The organism is Pseudogemmobacter sp. W21_MBD1_M6, assembly GCF_052119585.1.
GTDB lineage: Bacteria > Pseudomonadota > Alphaproteobacteria > Rhodobacterales > Rhodobacteraceae > JBGQOJ01.
Window position 1 is genome coordinate 214,671 of sequence record NZ_JBGQOJ010000001.1, and the last position, 16,821, is coordinate 231,491.

Genomic DNA, 16,821 nt, shown 5'->3' on the forward strand with positions numbered 1-16,821 from the left:
AAGCATAAATTTTGTGCAACCAGCGCCTAAAAATCCGGCAGCACGCCTGACCCTTTTAGCGGATAGCGCGGATTCTCTTGCCAAAGCCGCGAATCCGCGCTTCTCTGGAACTCGGACAAAAGGCGCACGACCTGCTTTCCGCCGCATCGGGTGGGCGTGCCAAAGCCTTGGACGAAGAGAACGCGGCAGGTTTCACTATGGATGTTTCGTTTCTTCTGAACGGGGAAACTGTGCGCGTATCAGGGCAATCGCCCACGCGCACGCTGTTGGATTGGCTGCGGATAGATCGCGGACTGACCGGCACCAAAGAGGGCTGCAACGAGGGTGACTGCGGCGCCTGCACCGTTATGGTCACCGATGCCGACGGCGCCCGCGCAATGAACGCCTGTATCCTGTTCCTGCCCCAGCTTCAGGGGCGCGCAGTGCGAACGGTCGAAGGGATCGCGGGGCCGGACGGCGCGCTACATCCGGTGCAACAGGCGATGGTCGATCATCACGGCTCGCAATGCGGGTTCTGCACGCCGGGGTTTGTGGTCTCGATGGCCACGGCGCATCTGAACGGGCGTACCGATTTCGACGATCAGCTGGCCGGGAACCTGTGCCGCTGCACCGGTTACGCCCCGATTGTCCGTGCGGCAGAATCCGCGGCGACCAGCCCCGTGCCCGACTGGATGACCGAGAATCTGGACCATGTCGGCAAAGTGCCCCAGGACGACAACGCCTATCTGCCCGAAACCACCGACGACCTTGCCGCATGGTGCGTGGCGCATCCCGACGGCGTTCTGATCGGCGGGGCGACGGATGTCGGCCTTTGGGTCAACAAGGACCTGCGCAGGCTTGGCCCGCTGGCCTTTCTGAACAACATCACCGAGATGAAGCAGATCGTGATCGGGGCGGATGAAATCCGTATCGGGGCGGCGACAACGATGACCGATCTGGGGGCCGCGATTGCGCCCTACCACCCCGATTTCGCCGAACTGATCCGCCGGTATGGTTCGGTTCAGGTGCGCAACGTCGCGACAATCGGCGGCAATATCGCCAACGGGTCGCCCATCGGCGACGGGCCGCCCGCGCTGATCGCGCTTGGTGCCCGCCTGCACCTGCGCAAAGGCGACGCGCGGCGCGATATCCTGCTCGAGGATTTCTTTCTCGACTACCGAAAACAAGACCGCCAACCGGGCGAATTCGTCGAGGCGGTGACACTCCCGCGCCAGATCGACAACCTGAAATGCTACAAGCTGTCCAAGCGGTTCGATCAGGATATTTCGGCAGTCTGCGGCTGCTTTGATATCGTGATAGAGCATGGCAAGGTCTTTGCCGCGCGCATCGCCTTTGGCGGCATGGCCGGAACACCCAAGCGCGCGGCGGCCGTTGAAACCGCCCTGATCGGCAAGGACTGGACAGAAGCCACGATCAGCGCTGCACAGGCGGAATTCGCGCAGGACTTCCAACCAATGAGCGATATGCGGGCCTCTGCCGCCTATCGCCTGACCGCGGCGCAAGGCATGCTGCTGCGCTATTATCTGGAAAAAACGGGCCAAGCCACCCGCGTGCTGGAGGTGACACAATGAGCGTGTCCCGCCCCCTGCCCCACGATGCGGCCCCCCTGCATGTGACCGGTCAGGCCCGCTATGTCGATGACATCCCGCTGCCCGCGAACACGCTGCATCTGGCGTTCGGCCTGTCCACTGTGGCCCATGCCGACATCACCGCGATGGATCTTGCCGCGGTGCGCTCTGCCGAGGGCGTGGTGGCCGTGCTGACAGCCAGCGACCTGCCCTTTGCCAATGACGTCTCGCCCTCGGCCCATGACGAGCCGCTGCTGGCGACGGGTTCGGTTCACTACCTTGGCCAACCGATCTTCCTTGTGGTTGCCACCAGCCATCTGGCCGCGCGCAAGGCGGCGCGGCTGGGCAAGGTTTCCTATGCCGAAAAACCCGCCCTTTTGACGATTGATCAGGCGCTTGCCGCCAACAGCCGCTTCGAGGCCGGACCGGTGATCTGGACCAAAGGCGACGCTGGCGACGCGATTGCCGGTGCCACACATGTGGTGTCGGGGCAGATGGAGGTCGGCGGTCAGGAGCACTTTTATCTGGAAGGGCAAGCCGCATTGGCCCTGCCACAAGAAGGCGGGGATATGGTGGTTCATTCATCCACGCAGCACCCCACCGAAATCCAGCACAAAGTGGCAGAGGCACTGGGCGTGCCGATGCACAGTGTGCGGGTGGAAATCCGGCGCATGGGCGGAGGGTTTGGCGGCAAGGAATCGCAGGGCAACGCCTTGGCTGTGTCCTGTGCTGTCGCCGCGCGGTTGACGGGCAAGCCCTGCAAAATGCGCTATGATCGCGACGACGATATGATCATCACCGGCAAGCGCCACGATCTGCGGATTGACTACCGCGCCGGTTTCGACGCCGAGGGGCGGCTGGCGGGGGTCGAGTTCACCCATCTGATGCGTTGCGGCTGGGCGCAGGACCTGTCCTTGCCAGTGGCCGACCGCGCCATGTTGCACGCCGACAATGCCTATAACCTGCCGCATGCGCGGATCACGTCGCACCGGTTGAAAACCAACACCCAGTCCGCCACGGCCTTTCGTGGCTTTGGCGGGCCGCAGGGCATGGTCGGGATAGAGCGTGTGATGGACCATATCGCGGCCCATCTGGGGGCCGATCCGCTGATGGTACGGCAAAAGAACTTTTATGCCTCCGGCAGGGATATTTCAGGAACAAAGAAGCCCGATGTGACGCCCTACGGCATGGAGGTGAAAGATTTCATCGGGGACGAGATTGTCGAGCGTCTGGCCGCAACATCAAGATACCACGACAGGCGGGCGGAAATCAGCGAATGGAACGCAAACCAGCGTATTTTGAAGCGCGGCATTGCCCTGACACCGGTCAAGTTCGGCATCAGTTTCACACTGACGCATCTTAATCAGGCGGGCGCGCTGGTGCATGTCTATCAGGATGGGTCCATCCATCTGAACCACGGCGGCACCGAGATGGGACAGGGGCTGTTCCAGAAGGTGGCACAGGTCGCGGCAAGCCGGTTTGGCGTGGACATCTCGAGGGTGAAGATCACCGCGACGGACACCGGCAAAGTGCCCAATACCTCGGCCACGGCGGCCTCCAGCGGGTCGGATCTGAACGGCATGGCCGTTCTGGCCGCCTGCGACGAGATCAAAGAGCGGATCGCGGCGTTTCTGGCGGTTCTGCACCAATCCGAAATCTGGGCGGTCCGGTTCGAGGACGGCGCAGTGCACGTCGGTGCCGAACGCTACAGTTTTGCGGATGCGGTCAAACTGGCCTATGAAAACCGGATCAGCCTGTCGGCCACGGGGTTCTACAAGACCCCCAAGATCGAGTGGGACCGCGTCGCGGGTCAGGGGCGGCCGTTCTTTTACTTTGCCTATGGCGCGGCGGTCACAGAGGTGGTGATCGACACATTGACCGGCGAGAACCGCATCCTGCGCACGGACATCCTGCATGACGCAGGTGCATCGCTGAACCCCGCGCTGGACATTGGCCAGATCGAGGGCGGCTATGTTCAGGGCGCGGGCTGGCTGACGACAGAGGAATTGGTCTGGGACGACAAGGGCGCGTTGAAAACCCACGCGCCCTCGACCTACAAGATCCCCGCCTGTTCGGACCGCCCCGATGTTTTCAATGTCGACCTTTGGGACGGCGAGAACATCGAAGAAACGATCTATCGGTCAAAGGCCGTCGGGGAACCGCCATTGATGCTGGGCATATCCGCCCTGATGGCCCTGTCGGACGCGGTGGCCGCCTGCGGCGATGCCTATCCCGCGCTGGACGCGCCCGCCACGGCAGAGCGTGTGCTGGCCGCCGTCAACAGGGTCAGGGCGCCGTGAGCTTTGATCTGGAGGGCCTGCGCAAGGCCGTCGCAACGCATGGGCGTGTTGCCCGTGTGGTGATTGCAGCCTTCGACGGGTCAAGCCCGCGTGAAACCGGTGCGGCCATGCTGGTCTGGCCGGGCGGGCAATCGGGCACAATCGGCGGCGGGGCTTTGGAGTTCGATGCAGCAGCGCGGGCCTTTGAGGCGCAGGGGCTGCGGCGCGTGCCTTTGGGGCCTGCGCTGGGGCAATGCTGCGGCGGGACGGTCACGCTGCTGACAGAGATTTATGACGCAGAGCGGGTTGCGGGCCTTGGCGGTCAACTGGTGGCGCGATCGGTCGACGGGCGCGATGCCAGCCTTGCGGTGCAGCGCATATTGACCCGTGCACGCGGCACCGGCGCGCCGGTTTCGCCGCTCTTGCTGGACGGCTGGATGATAGAACCCGTCACCCGCGCAACCCGCCCGCTGTGGGTTTACGGCGCGGGCCACGTCGGGCGGGCGATTGTGGCGGTTCTGGCGCCCCTGCCCGAGTTCGCGATCACCTGGGTGGACACCGGCGCAGACCGGTTCCCCGCCGATCCCCCTGACGGCGTCACCCTGTTGCCCGCCGCCAATCCCGCAGATGTCGTGCGATATGCGCCACCCGATGCCGAACACCTGATCCTGACCTATTCCCATGCGCTGGATCTGGACCTGTGCCACCGCGTTCTGTCACAAGGGTTTTCCACAGCCGGTTTGATTGGCTCGGCCACGAAACGGGCGCGCTTTCGCAAGCGGTTGGCCGCACTGGGCCATTCGGATGCACAAATTTCGCGCATTGCCTGCCCGATAGGCGATCCTGACCTTGGCAAACATCCGCAGGCCATTGCCGTGGGTGTGGTATCAAGGCTACTTTCGGGGAACAGACAACAGAACTCCATCAAGGAGCAGGGACAATGACGGGGAAGAAGACGGTGCTTTTGTCGGTCGAGGGGCTGACCAAGGCCTATCCCGGCGTGGTGGCGAATGACCATGTGTCGTTTGCGATCGAAGCGGGAGAGGTGCATGCCCTGCTGGGCGAAAATGGCGCGGGGAAATCCACGCTGGTCAAGATGATCTATGGCCTTGTGCGGCCCGACGCGGGGCGCATGGTGCTGAACGGGGCGCCATTCGAGCCGTCGGAGCCGCGTGCGGCCCGGGCATCGGGTGTTGCGATGGTTTTCCAGCATTTCAGCCTGTTCGATGCGTTGAACGTGGCCGAAAATATTGCGCTGGGTATGGAAAACCCGCCGAAGATGCGCGATCTGGCCGCCCGTATCCGCGAGGTGTCAGAGGCCTATGGCCTGCCGCTTGACCCGGACCGTCTGGTGGGCGAACTGTCGGCGGGCGAGCGTCAGCGCGTCGAGATTATCCGCTGCCTGTTGCAGGACCCCAAGATCCTGATCATGGACGAGCCGACCAGTGTCCTGACCCCGCAAGAGGTCGACATCCTGTTCAAGACCCTGCGCAAGCTCAGCGCGGAAGGCACGGCCATACTATATATCAGTCACAAGCTGGAAGAGATCCGGTCGCTGTGCGACAGCGCCACCGTCCTGCGGCTGGGCAAGGTTGTCGACACCTGCAACCCGCGCGAGAAATCGGCGCGGGAACTGGCGGAAATGATGGTGGGACAGGTGCTGCATGTGCCGCACCGCGAGACAAAAGAACTGGGGGATGTGGCCCTGCAACTGACGCATCTGTCGGTGAATTCGGTCAATCCGTTCGGCACATCCCTGAAGGACATCAACGTCATTGTCCGGCAGGGAGAGATCCTTGGCATCGGCGGCGTCGCGGGCAACGGTCAGGACGAACTGCTGGCGGCCCTGTCGGGAGAGACGCTGTCGGCGGGGGCCTGTGTCAGGCTGAAGGGCGAGCCCATCGGGCATCTTGGCCCGAATGCGCGGCGCAAGCAGGGGCTGTTGACCGCCCCCGAGGAACGGTTGGGCCATGCGGCCGCACCCGATATGAGTTTGACAGAGAATGCCATGTTGACCGGCGCCCTGCGCGAAGGTCTGGTAAAGAACGGGTTTCTGGATTGGGGCGGGGCACGTGCCTTTGCCAACAGGATCATCAAGGATTTCGATGTGCGAACACCGGGACCGGCCAATGCGGCGCGGTCCTTGTCGGGGGGGAACCTGCAGAAATTCGTCATCGGGCGCGAGATTTTGCAGCGCCCCGATGTGCTGGTCGTAAATCAGCCGACATGGGGGGTCGATGCCTCTGCTGCGGCGGCGATCCGTCAGGCGTTGCTGGATCTGGCGGCGGCGGGCTGCGCCCTGATCGTGATCAGTCAGGATCTGGACGAGCTGATGGAAATTTCGGATCAGTTCGGCGCGTTGAACGAGGGCCGTCTTAGCCCGCTGCGCAATGCCGTTGGCCTGACGGTGGATGAAATCGGCCTGATGATGGGCGGTGCGCATGATATGGAGGTCGCCCATGTTGCGGAATGACGGGTCCGCCTTCGGCGAGAGTATTTTCAGAACAAAGTATCAGGAGCACGGCGCATGATGCGGCTTGAAAAACGGCCACAGCCGTCGCGGATATGGACTGTGGCGACGCCCTTGCTGGCGGTTCTGGCCACAATGATCGCGGGCGGGTTGATGTTCGCGCTGCTGGGCAAAGACCCGTTCGAGGCGATCCGCACGATTTTCTGGGATCCGCTGTTCAACGCGCAATTCGCATCCTATTCGCGCCCGCAATTGCTGGTGAAGGCCGGGCCACTGATCCTGATCGCGATCGGTCTGTCGCTGGGATTCAGGGCGGGTATCTGGAATATCGGGGCAGAGGGGCAGTATATCATCGGTGCCATTTGCGGCGCGGCCATGGGGCTGGCGTTTTACCCGCTGGACGTCTGGTATGTCTTTCCGCTGATGGTGATCGCGGGCGCGTTGGGCGGCTGGGCCTGGGCGATGATCCCCGCGATTTTGAAGACCCATTTTAACACCAACGAGATCCTTGTGTCGCTTTTGCTGGTCTATGTGGCCGAGGCGCTGCTGGCGTCGATGTCACTGGGTGCGTTGCGCAACCCGGAGGGCGGCGGCTTTCCCGGTTCGCGCAACCTGTCGCAATACGCGGCCTCTGCCAACCTTGAACTGATCAAGGGCACGGGTATGCATTGGGGCGTTGCTGCCGCGTTTATCGCGGTGATCTTTGCCTACATCCTTTTGAACCGGCATATGCTGGGGTTCCAGATCCGGCTGACCGGCCAATCCCCCCGCGCCGCGCGGTTTGCGGGTGTGAACCCCAAGCGGCTGATCCTTGTCTGCCTGGGCACGTCGGGTGCCTTGGCAGGTCTTGCAGGGTTGTTCGAAGTATCGGGGCCTGCGGGCCAGATCAGCATCGATTTCAACTCTGGTTACGGGTTTACGGCAATCATCGTCGCCTTCCTTGGCCGGTTGCATCCGGTCGGTATCCTGTTGGCGGGGCTGTTGATGGCACTGACCTATATCGGGGGCGAGCTGGCGCAATTCATGCTGGGGCTGCCCTCGGCAGCGATTCAGGCGTTTCAGGGCATGTTGCTGTTCTTCCTGCTGGCCTTCGAGGTCTTGATCAATTTCCGCGTGCGGTTCGGCACCCCAGAGGTGGCATCATGATTTATGGTATAGATCCAATCCTGCTGATTGCCTCGCTGATGGTGGCCTCTACCCCGATCATGCTGGCCGCGATCGGTGAACTGGTCGTGGAACGCGCAGGCGTGCTTAATCTGGGCGTCGAGGGGATGATGATCATCGGCGCGATCTGCGGTTTTGCCGTTGCCGTGGAATCCCAAAGCCCGCTGATCGGATTTGCGGCAGCGGCCGCCGGTGGCGCGGTTCTGGCGCTGTTGTTCGGGGTTCTAACGCAACTGCTGCTGGCCAACCATGTGCCCGCGGGCCTTGCACTGACCCTGTTGGGTTTGGGCATGTCGTCGTTGATCGGGCAAAGCTATGTCGGGATCAAACCGCCTGCGACGGCCGATCTGGATATTCCGGTCCTGTCCGATCTGCCTGTCATCGGGCGCATGCTGTTCCAGCATGACGCCATGGTCTATGTCTCGATCGCACTGGTGGCGGTTGTCTGGGCCGTACTGAAATATACCCGCATGGGTCTGGTGCTGCGCGCGGTCGGTGAAAGCCACGATGCGGCGCATTCTCTGGGGTTCAAGGTGGTGCGGATCCGCCTGTTGGCGATCATGTTCGGCGGTGCCTGCGCCGGTCTGGGTGGGGCCTACATCAGCCTGATCCGCGTGCCGCAATGGACCCAGGGCATGACCTCTGGCGCGGGCTGGATCGCCTTGGCGATCGTGGTTTTTGCCAGCTGGAAACCGGGCCGCATCCTGCTGGGTGCCTATCTTTTTGGCGGCGTGACGGTTTTGCAGTTGAATTTGCAGGCTGCGGGCCTTGCCATACCCGTCGAATACTTGTCGATGTCGCCATATCTGATAACCATCCTTGTGCTGGTCATCATGTCTGCTCGCGGGCGCGGACGCTCATTGAACGCACCCGCCTCGCTGGGTAAGATTTTCCACGCCTCGTCCTGACGGGGTCCTGCCACAAAAAGGGCCGCTGTGCCCGTCATAACCTTAGGGAGATACTATGAAAATGTTGAAATCCATTCTGGCCGCGACCCTTGCGTTGGGTGTGGCCTCCCCTGCTCTGGCCGAAGGCATGGACAAGGTCAAAGCCGGGTTTATCTACGTTGGCCCGATCGGCGACGGCGGCTGGACCCACGAACACAACCAGGGCCGTCTTGCGGTCGAAGCCGAATTCGGCGACAAGGTCGAGACGTTCTTTCAGGAAAACGTGCCCGAAGGCGCCGACGCAGAACGTGCGCTGACTCAGATGGCGTTGTCCGGCGCGAACATTATCTTCACGACCTCGTTCGGCTACATGGACCCGACGCTGAACGTCGCGGCCAAATTCCCCGATGTAAAATTCGAGCACGCGACCGGCTTCAAGCGCGCTGACAACGTCTCGACCTATTCCGCACGCTTCTACGAGGGGCGCGCGGTTCAGGGCCTGATCGCTGCCAAGATGACCAAGACGAACAAAGTCGGCTATATCGGGTCCTTCCCGATCCCCGAAGTGATCCGCGGCATCAACGCTGCCTATATCCACGCGAAAAAGGCCAACCCGAACGTCGAATTCTCGGTCGTCTGGGCCTACACTTGGTTCGATCCCGCGAAAGAGGCTGACGCAGCAACTGCATTGATCGAACAAGGCGCCGACGTGATCCTGCAACACACCGATTCCACCGCACCCTGCGCTGCAGCTGAAAAAGCCGGCAACGTGATCTGCTTCGGTCAGGCATCCGATATGGCGGAATATGCGCCAAGCCCGCGTGTCTCTTCGATCATCGACAACTGGTCCCCCTACTACATCGCCCGCGTCAAGGCGGTCATGGATGGCACCTGGACCAGCACCGACACATGGGACGGCATTGGACCGGGCATGGTGGGCATCGGCGAGATTACCGACGCCGTGCCTGCGGACGTAAAAGCGGAAGCCGAGGCGCTGAAGGACATGATCGCGTCAGGCGCTTATCACCCGTTCACCGGCCCGCTGAACAAGCAGGACGGATCGGTCTGGCTCAAAGACGGCGAAACGGCTGACGATGGCACGCTGGCCGGCCTGAACTTCTATGTCGAAGGCATCACCGGCGACATCCCCAACTAAGACAGCTGAAATTCCAGAGATTGGAAAAGGCCCGCATTGCGCGGGCCTTTTTCGTGTGAGAGGATCAGCGCAAGCCCAATCAGGAGACCGCGCATGATGCCGCACATCACCTCCGCCGACGGCACCCCGATGTCGCGCTTTTGTTTCGGGACGATGCAGTTCGGCGGTCCTGCCGACGAAACCGCATCACGCGCCATGTTCGACGCCTGCCGCGCAGCCGGAATCACCTTCTTCGACACCGCCTTTGTCTATACCGGCGGGGCATCCGAAACCCTGCTGGGTGAATTCGCCGCATCGGAGCGCGACTCGCTGATCATCGCCACCAAAGCCGCCTATGAAGGCGGATCATCGGCACATAACATCCTGACCGGTTTCGAAATCAGCCGCGGACGTCTGGGCATGGATTACATCGACATCCTGTACCTGCATCGCTGGGATGCAGATGTTCCACTTGAGGAAACCTTCGGCGCACTTGCAGGGCTGAAATCCGCAGGAAAGATCGGCCATATAGGCGTCTCGAACTTTTCCGCCTGGCAAGGGATGAAGGCACAGGCGGTTGCCGGAAAACTGGGCGTCCGGATCGACATCATGCAGCCGATGTATAACCTCGTGAAACGGCAGGCAGAGGTGGAACTGCTGCCGATGGCCTTGTCCGAAGGTATCGCCGTCGCGCCCTATTCACCGCTTGGCGGGGGCCTGCTGACCGGAAAATACAACAATGGCGGCGCAGGTCGTCTGGCCGAGGATGGCCGCTACGCTGCCCGCTATGGCCCTGGGTGGATGCACGACGCGGCCCGCAATCTGGCAGATCTGGCTGCCGAAACCGGCATCCATCCCGCCACGCTTGCCGTCGCATGGGTCGCCCGCAATCCGGCCATCACCGCCCCGATCATCAGCGCCCGCACTGCCGATCAACTGAAACCCTCGCTCGATGCGCTGGCACTGACCTTTGACGACACCCTATATGCGCAGATCACGGCCCTCACCCCAACGCCCGCCCCCGCGACCGACAGGCTTGAGGAGGCATAGCCGACAGCGACGCCAAAGACCGGCGTTCCACGTTCTTCTCGGCAAAAATACTCTCGCGCGAAGCGCAAAACCCGAGCCCCTGAAAGGGGCGAGATAAAAGAAATGGCGCGGAACGCGCCTCCGCCACCCTAAAAAAAAGGGCGACCCGAAAAGGCCGCCCTATTGTCTTATCCGTCCAGACGGATCGTGGTGTTCGCCGGATCATAGGGGCTGTCCTCGACCACGGTTGCCGTCCACAATTCGCGGAACATCCGCACTTTCAACACCGTCCCCACAGCCGCATGCTCCGGCTTCACATAGCCCATGCCGATAGACGTGCCAAAGGCCACCGAATAGCCGCCCGACGTCAAACGCCCCACGCGGGTGCCGTCTTCGGCAAACAGAACCTCGCGGCCCCATGGGTCTGCATCCGCCGGGCCATCGATCAAAAGCGTCACGCATTTCGACCGCACGCCGGTCGCCACCATCGCATCCTTGCCGTGAAAGCCTTTGCCAAGATCGACAAAGCGCGGCAGATCGGCCTCGATAGGCGTCGCATCGCGGCCCAGTTCGGTGCCAAACGCGCGATAGCTTTTTTCCTGCCGCAGCCAGTTCTGCGCCCTTGCGCCCACCAGCTTCATCCCGAACTCTGCCCCTGCCTTTTCCAGCAGGTCGAACAGGTAATTCTGCATCTCGATCGGGTGATGCAATTCCCAGCCCAGCTCGCCGGTATAGGCGACGCGGATCGCGTTGACCGGGCACATGCCCAGCTCGATCGGGCGCGCAGACAACCAGGGGAACCGCTTGTTTGACAGGGCCGTTTCCGGCTCTGCGTCCTTGATGACCTTCTTCAGAACATCGCGGGACTTCGGTCCGGCAATCGCGAAGACACCCCACTGCGTCGTGACGTTCTGCATCTCGATCCGGCCGAACTCCGCCTCTTTGTCCTCGATTGCCTTACGCAGATAGTCGGCGTCATAATCCGTCCATGCCCCTGCCGAGACCAGATAATACTCGTCGTCCTTCAACCGCACGATCGTATATTCCGTTCGCGTCGTGCCCGCAGAGGTCAACGCATAGGTCAGGTTGATCCGGCCCACTTTCGGCAGTTTATTGGTGGTGAACCAGTCTAGAAACGCCGTCGCACCGGGGCCTTTGACGATATGCTTGGTAAAGGCGGTCGCGTCGATCAGGCCCACGCCCTCACGGATCGCCTTAGCCTCTTCCACCGCATATTGCCACCATCCGCCACGGCGGAAAGACCGCGCGTCGTGGTCGTTGAACCCCATGGGCGCGTAATAGTTCGGGCGCTCCCAACCATTCACAAACCCGAATTGCGCGCCACGAACTGCTTGACGGTCATAGGCCGGCGAGGTGCGCAGCGGGCGGCAGGCGGGGCGTTCTTCGTCGGGGTGGTGCAGGATGTAGACGTGTTCGTAGCATTCTTCGTTCTTGCGGGCCGCAAATTCGGTCGTCATCCAATTGCCGTAGCGCTTGGGGTCAAGCGAGGCCATGTCGATCTCCGCCTCGCCGTTGACCATCATCTGCGCCAGGTAATAGCCCGTGCCGCCCGCCGCTGTGATCCCGAACGAGAACCCCTCGGCCAGCCACATATTGCGCAATCCGGGGGCCGGACCGACCAGCGGGTTGCCATCGGGGGTGTAGCAGATCGGGCCATTGAAATCGTCCTTCAGGCCCGACTCCTCGCACGATGGAATCCGGTGGATCATCGCGGCGTACTGGTCCTCGATCCGGTCCAGATCCAGCTGGAACAGGTCGGCGCGGAAACTGTCGGGCACACCGTATTCGAACCGCGCAGGCGCGTGCTTCTCGTAGACGCCCAAAATCCAGCCGCCCCGCTCCTCGCGCACATAGGATTGCGCATCGGCATCGCGGATCACCGGATGCTCGGGGTGGGTTTTGCGGAACTCGACCAATGCGGGGTCTTGATCCATCACGATGAACTGGTGCTCTACCGGGATCGCGGGAATTTTGATGCCCAGCATTCTGGCGGTGCGCTGCGCATGGTTGCCCGTGGCGGTCACAACATGTTCTGCCTGAACGACGACCTGCTCGTCCGACGGGACAAGGTTGCCGCCCTTTTCGATCATCTTGGTGCAGGTCACATTCCAATGGCTGCCCGTCCACTCGTAGCCATCGACCTGCCATTTTCGTTCGATGATAACCCCGCGCTGCCGTGCGCCCTTGGCCATGGCCTGCGTCACGTCGGCAGGATTTATATAACCGTCAGAGGTGTGATAGATCGCGCCCTTCAGGTCGTCGGTGTTGATCAACGGCCACCGCTCTTTGATCTGCGCGGGCGTCAGCCATTCGAAGGGCACGCCGCAGGTCTCTGCCGTGGTGGCATAGACCATGTATTCATCCATCCGCTCTTTCGTCTGGGCCATCCGCAGGTTGCCGACAACCGCGAATCCGGCGTTCAGACCCGTTTCCGCCTCCAGGCTTTTGTAGAACTCGACCGAGTATTTATGGATATGTGTGGTGGCAAAGGACATGTTGAACAACGGCAGCAGACCTGCCGCATGCCATGTCGACCCCGACGTCAGCTCATCCCGTTCCATCAGCATGACATCGTCCCATCCGGCACGGGCCAGATGATAGGCGATTGATGTGCCAATGGCGCCGCCGCCGACGACCAGAGCTTTGACGTGGGTTTTCATAGGGTATCGTCCTTGACCGAGTGGATATGGCTGCAATTAAGCACAAATCAGTCGAAACAAGCATGTGCCGCCGACTAAAAGCGCGTCAAAACCGACCCGCCGCGCGGTTGTCCATGGCAGCGGTTCACGACTCGGGGAGGGCGTGGTGGGTTTTCAGGAACTCCCAGAAAATCATGCGCCGGGACACGGCATCCGCACCGGGCAATCCCTTTGGCGACCGATAGAGATAGGTGCCATGCGCATGCCTGTCGATAAACAAGAACCGGGTCGGGGCGGATCTGGTCCGGCACGCCTGCTCTGCGGCGATGGCCGACCCTGCATCCACCTTGGTGTCGGTCCGCCCATGGGCCCACAGCAATGCCGGCCCGCGGGTCATGTCGCAGATCGCGAGGTTTGCCAAAGACCCCGACAGAATAACCACGGCAGACAAGGGCGGGCGCGTTATGCCAAGGGCGGGGGCAAGAAAGGCAATGTTCGCGGCAAGTATCCCCCCGGCAGAGACCCCGAATATCATCAGGTTCCGGGTATTGAGGCCATGCGCCGCACCGTGCGATGCGATCCAGTCCAGCGCTGCCAGACCATCCTCTGTCGCGGTATGGGCCGCCCTTCCGATAAACCTGATCGGCAGGTTGTACTCCGCTGGCGTCTCGGCTCTTAGCTTTTTGGTTTTGCCGGCAAAGGGATAGGTCAGATGCCCCAGATGGCGCTTTAGCCGGTATTGCGCGGACACCACCGCAAACCCCTGCGCCAGAAGCTCTGCCGTGTAGGCCTGCGCCATCGACGGATCACCGTTCAGAAAGCCGCCCGGATGCAGATACAGAACCGTCCCGATCGGCGCGTCTGCCTTGGGCAGATAAATGTCCAGCACAAGCGGCATCAGGCCATTGTCGGTCATTGCCTCGCGATAAATTACGCGCTGCCCGTCCGAACCTACCGGTTGCAAACTGGTCATAGCATGGACGGGACCACAAGATCGGGTGGCCTGTGGCCGTCGGCAAAGGTCTTGATATTGATCAACACCTTCTCGCCCATTTCAGCCCGCCCCTCGACTGTGGCCGACCCCATATGCGGCAACAGCACCACATTGCGCAATTCACGCAGGCGCGGATTGATTTCCGCGCCGTGTTCGAACACGTCAAGCCCCGCCCCGGCGATCTCTCCGGCGCGTAGCATCCGTGTCAGCGCGTTCTCGTCGATCACTTCGCCGCGCGAGGTGTTCACGATCACCGCCGAAGGCTTCATCAGCTTCAATCGCCGGGCATTCATCAAATGGAATGTCGAAGGCGTGTGCGGACAATTGATCGAGATCACATCCATCCGACTGACCATCTGGTCAAGGCTTTCCCAATAGGTCGCCTCCAGCGCGTCCTCTATATCTGCGTGCAGCCGCTTTCGGTTGTTGTAGTGAATCTGCATGCCAAAGGCGCGCGCGCGCCGCGCCACGGCCTGACCGATCCGCCCCATGCCAAGAATGCCCAACCGCCGCCCACCGACACGCCCGCCCAACAGCGCCGTGGGGGCCCAGCCGGCCCAATTGCCCGATTGCATCAGCGCCAGACCCTCGGGGATACGCCGCGTGACCGCAAGGATCAGCGCCAGCGTCATGTCAGCCGTGTCTTCGGTCACGACACCGGGTGTGTTGGACACAAGTATGCCCCGCTGACGCGCCGTCTGCACGTCGATGTGGTCAACACCCGCGCCGTAGTTCGCGATCAGCTTCAGCTTGTCGCCCGCCTGTGCGATCATACCCGCATCAATCGTGTCCGTCACCGTCGGCACCAGAACGTCCGATCGCTTCATCGCGGCGACCAGTTCGTCTTTGGACAACGGTGTGTCCTCGTCGCGCAACTCGACGTCGAAAAGTTCTTTCATCCGCGTTTCGACGACCTCGGGCAACCGTCGCGTCACGACAACAGTTAGACGCTTATCTGGCATGTCCCATCTCCCTTTTCTTTCCTTCGCGGCCCTTACATGCCAAAGTGGCGGATAGCGGGACGCGGCACAAGTGGGCGGCGTGAAAAGCATCAAAAAAACAGGGCCTTCGGGTCGGGGCACAGACAGACAAATGTCGGGCGGATCGAACATGACGCGCGTTTCGGATATTTTAGGCGGTGCCATTCTGGCGATTGCGATGGCAAGCGGTGCGATGGCGCAGGACAAAGGACAGGTGACGAACCTGCCCATCCCGCGCTATGTGTCGATGAAGGCCAGCGAAGGCAACGTGCGGCGCGGACCCAGCCTGTCACACCGCATCGACTGGGTGTTCAAACATAAGGATCTGCCGCTGCAAATCACGGCAGAATATGGCCACTGGCGACGCGTCATGGACCGTGACGGTGCCGGGGGCTGGGTGCATTACTCGCTTTTGTCCGGGGTCAGAACGGTCATCGTCGACGAGAATATGCTGGCGCTACGGGCAAAACCAGACAATCAGGCCGGAGTGAATGCCACAGCAGAGGCGGGCGTGATTGCGCGACTTGGCCAATGCCTTGTCGATTGGTGCCGCATCACCGCCGGCGGCGAAAGCGGCTGGGTCCGGAAAACGGCAATCTGGGGCGTCGACCCTGACGAGATCAGGGAATAGACGGCTTGCCCGATCCATTCGAAACGGGCCGAACCTCCATCTTTTGCAAAGGCAGGTCGACATGAGCGTGACAGGGTCCATCAAACTGAACATCTCTGCCGGTCTGGCATCGGTTTTTGTCGCGCTGACACTGGTGTTGCTGAAACTCTGGGCCTTGGGGCAAACCGGATCTCTTTCCGTCGCGGCAAGCCTGACCGATTCCTCGCTGGACCTTATGGTGTCGCTCGTGGCGTTTGTCGCCATCCTGTATGCCGCGCGCCCCGCAGACGAGGACCACGCCTTTGGCCATTCCTCCGTCGAAGATCTGGCAGCCCTGGGCCAATCCGTCTTTATCGCGGCATCCGGCTGCGTGATCGCATGGGCGGCGGTCGCACGGCTTTTGTCACCCACCCCGTCCCGCTTGACGTCCGAAGGCTCTGGCATGGCAATCATGGGGGCCTCTGTCGCGCTGACCATAGCGCTTGTCCTCTGGCAGCGCCACGTCGCGACGCGCACGGGCAGCCGGGTGGTCCGCGCCGACAGCCTGCATTATATGGGCGACCTTCTGCCCAATGTCGGCGCGATCCTGTCGCTTTGGGCCTCCAGCCGTTTTGGCCTGACCCAGATCGACAACATTGTGGCGCTTGGTGCGGCTTCGATCCTGATCTTCGGGTCCGCCCGCATCTTCCTGGCCGCATGGCACGCCCTGATGGACCGCGCCGCCGATCCGGCCCTGATCGAAGGGATCGCCGAGATCACCCGCAACTGGCCCGAAGTGCGGGGCTTTCACGACCTCAAAACCCGCACCGCCGGTGCCGTTGTCTTTGTGAACCTTCACATCGAACTAGATGGCGATCAAACCCTGCAACAGGCCCACGCCATCGGCGCTAGCCTGCGCCGCGCGATCTTGAAGGCCTATCCTCAGACAGATGTGATCATCCACAAGGATGTCGCGCGCTAATTCCGCTTCTTTGTTCTCTAAATATCCTCGCCGAAGGCCAGAAAACTTTTTTGCCTTCGGCGAGGAATTTTTCAGAACAAAGAA

The 16,821-nt window shown here is 61.6% G+C and carries 13 protein-coding genes; 10 read left to right on the forward strand and 3 right to left on the reverse strand.

The window, feature by feature from the left end; all coding sequences use genetic code 11:
• Window positions 1-197 precede the first annotated feature (197 nt).
• The 8 genes from xdhA to ACEN2R_RS00915 all read left to right on the forward strand — a co-directional run bounded on the left by xdhA (window position 198) and on the right by ACEN2R_RS00915 (window position 10,553).
• Window positions 198-1,571, forward strand: a complete 1,374-nt coding sequence (gene xdhA, locus ACEN2R_RS00880; RefSeq protein ID WP_442038259.1) for a xanthine dehydrogenase small subunit — start codon at window positions 198-200, stop codon at window positions 1,569-1,571.
• Entirely contained in the window at window positions 1,568-3,868 is a 2,301-nt protein-coding gene (gene xdhB, locus ACEN2R_RS00885; RefSeq protein WP_442038261.1) for a xanthine dehydrogenase molybdopterin binding subunit, read from the forward strand. Before xdhA ends, xdhB begins: the two co-directional genes overlap by 4 nt.
• Complete coding sequence (xdhC, locus tag ACEN2R_RS00890) at window positions 3,865-4,791, forward strand: xanthine dehydrogenase accessory protein XdhC (RefSeq protein WP_442038263.1); 927 nt, start codon at window positions 3,865-3,867, stop codon at window positions 4,789-4,791. Before xdhB ends, xdhC begins: the two co-directional genes overlap by 4 nt.
• A complete protein-coding gene (locus ACEN2R_RS00895; RefSeq protein ID WP_442038265.1) occupies window positions 4,788-6,320 on the forward strand; it encodes an ABC transporter ATP-binding protein in 1,533 nt (510 codons plus the stop codon). Before xdhC ends, ACEN2R_RS00895 begins: the two co-directional genes overlap by 4 nt.
• Before the next feature lie 54 nt (window positions 6,321-6,374).
• Complete coding sequence (locus ACEN2R_RS00900) at window positions 6,375-7,463, forward strand: ABC transporter permease (protein WP_442038267.1); 1,089 nt, start codon at window positions 6,375-6,377, stop codon at window positions 7,461-7,463.
• Window positions 7,460-8,389 (forward strand): ABC transporter permease, encoded by a 930-nt coding sequence (locus ACEN2R_RS00905; protein WP_442038269.1) that lies wholly within the window; start codon window positions 7,460-7,462, stop codon window positions 8,387-8,389. Before ACEN2R_RS00900 ends, ACEN2R_RS00905 begins: the two co-directional genes overlap by 4 nt.
• A 55-nt stretch (window positions 8,390-8,444) precedes the next feature.
• A complete protein-coding gene (locus tag ACEN2R_RS00910) occupies window positions 8,445-9,524 on the forward strand; it encodes a BMP family ABC transporter substrate-binding protein (protein WP_442038271.1) in 1,080 nt (359 codons plus the stop codon).
• A gap of 93 nt (window positions 9,525-9,617) precedes the next feature.
• A complete protein-coding gene (locus ACEN2R_RS00915) occupies window positions 9,618-10,553 on the forward strand; it encodes an aldo/keto reductase (RefSeq protein ID WP_442038273.1) in 936 nt (311 codons plus the stop codon).
• Window positions 10,554-10,720: 167 nt separating this feature from the next.
• Here the strand turns inward: ACEN2R_RS00915 and ACEN2R_RS00920 are convergent, their stop codons facing one another.
• From ACEN2R_RS00920 to ACEN2R_RS00930, 3 genes are all read right to left on the reverse strand, one after another.
• Window positions 10,721-13,213 (reverse strand): GcvT family protein, encoded by a 2,493-nt coding sequence (locus ACEN2R_RS00920; RefSeq protein ID WP_442038275.1) that lies wholly within the window; start codon window positions 13,211-13,213, stop codon window positions 10,721-10,723.
• Between the two features lie 124 nt (window positions 13,214-13,337).
• Window positions 13,338-14,108, reverse strand: coding sequence for an alpha/beta hydrolase (locus tag ACEN2R_RS00925; RefSeq protein ID WP_442038277.1), 771 nt, complete (start codon window positions 14,106-14,108; stop codon window positions 13,338-13,340).
• 53 nt (window positions 14,109-14,161) lie between these two features.
• Window positions 14,162-15,148, reverse strand: a complete 987-nt coding sequence (locus tag ACEN2R_RS00930; RefSeq protein WP_442038279.1) for a 2-hydroxyacid dehydrogenase — start codon at window positions 15,146-15,148, stop codon at window positions 14,162-14,164.
• A 148-nt stretch (window positions 15,149-15,296) separates the two neighbouring features.
• On the opposite strand from ACEN2R_RS00930, the gene ACEN2R_RS00935 reads away from it, so the two are divergent.
• The gene (locus ACEN2R_RS00935; RefSeq protein ID WP_442038281.1) at window positions 15,297-15,797 is read left to right on the forward strand and encodes an SH3 domain-containing protein; all 501 of its coding nucleotides are present in this window, start codon (window positions 15,297-15,299) and stop codon (window positions 15,795-15,797) included.
• A 61-nt stretch (window positions 15,798-15,858) separates the two neighbouring features.
• On the forward strand, window positions 15,859-16,737 hold the full coding sequence (locus ACEN2R_RS00940) for a cation diffusion facilitator family transporter (protein WP_442038283.1): 879 nt from the start codon (window positions 15,859-15,861) through the stop codon (window positions 16,735-16,737).
• Window positions 16,738-16,821: the final 84 nt, after the last annotated feature.

Coding starts and splice junctions, on each gene's coding strand:
- ACEN2R_RS00910 (WP_442038271.1), top strand. CDS start 8,445: ATGAAAATGTTGAAATCCATTCTGGCCGCGACCCTTGCGTTGGGTGTG.
- xdhA (WP_442038259.1), top strand. CDS start 198: ATGGATGTTTCGTTTCTTCTGAACGGGGAAACTGTGCGCGTATCAGGG.
- ACEN2R_RS00935 (WP_442038281.1), top strand. CDS start 15,297: ATGACGCGCGTTTCGGATATTTTAGGCGGTGCCATTCTGGCGATTGCG.
- ACEN2R_RS00905 (WP_442038269.1), top strand. CDS start 7,460: ATGATTTATGGTATAGATCCAATCCTGCTGATTGCCTCGCTGATGGTG.
- ACEN2R_RS00895 (WP_442038265.1), top strand. CDS start 4,788: ATGACGGGGAAGAAGACGGTGCTTTTGTCGGTCGAGGGGCTGACCAAG.
- ACEN2R_RS00930 (WP_442038279.1), bottom strand. CDS start 15,148: ATGCCAGATAAGCGTCTAACTGTTGTCGTGACGCGACGGTTGCCCGAG.
- ACEN2R_RS00925 (WP_442038277.1), bottom strand. CDS start 14,108: ATGACCGACAATGGCCTGATGCCGCTTGTGCTGGACATTTATCTGCCC.
- ACEN2R_RS00900 (WP_442038267.1), top strand. CDS start 6,375: ATGATGCGGCTTGAAAAACGGCCACAGCCGTCGCGGATATGGACTGTG.
- ACEN2R_RS00920 (WP_442038275.1), bottom strand. CDS start 13,213: ATGAAAACCCACGTCAAAGCTCTGGTCGTCGGCGGCGGCGCCATTGGC.
- ACEN2R_RS00940 (WP_442038283.1), top strand. CDS start 15,859: ATGAGCGTGACAGGGTCCATCAAACTGAACATCTCTGCCGGTCTGGCA.
- xdhB (WP_442038261.1), top strand. CDS start 1,568: ATGAGCGTGTCCCGCCCCCTGCCCCACGATGCGGCCCCCCTGCATGTG.
- ACEN2R_RS00915 (WP_442038273.1), top strand. CDS start 9,618: ATGATGCCGCACATCACCTCCGCCGACGGCACCCCGATGTCGCGCTTT.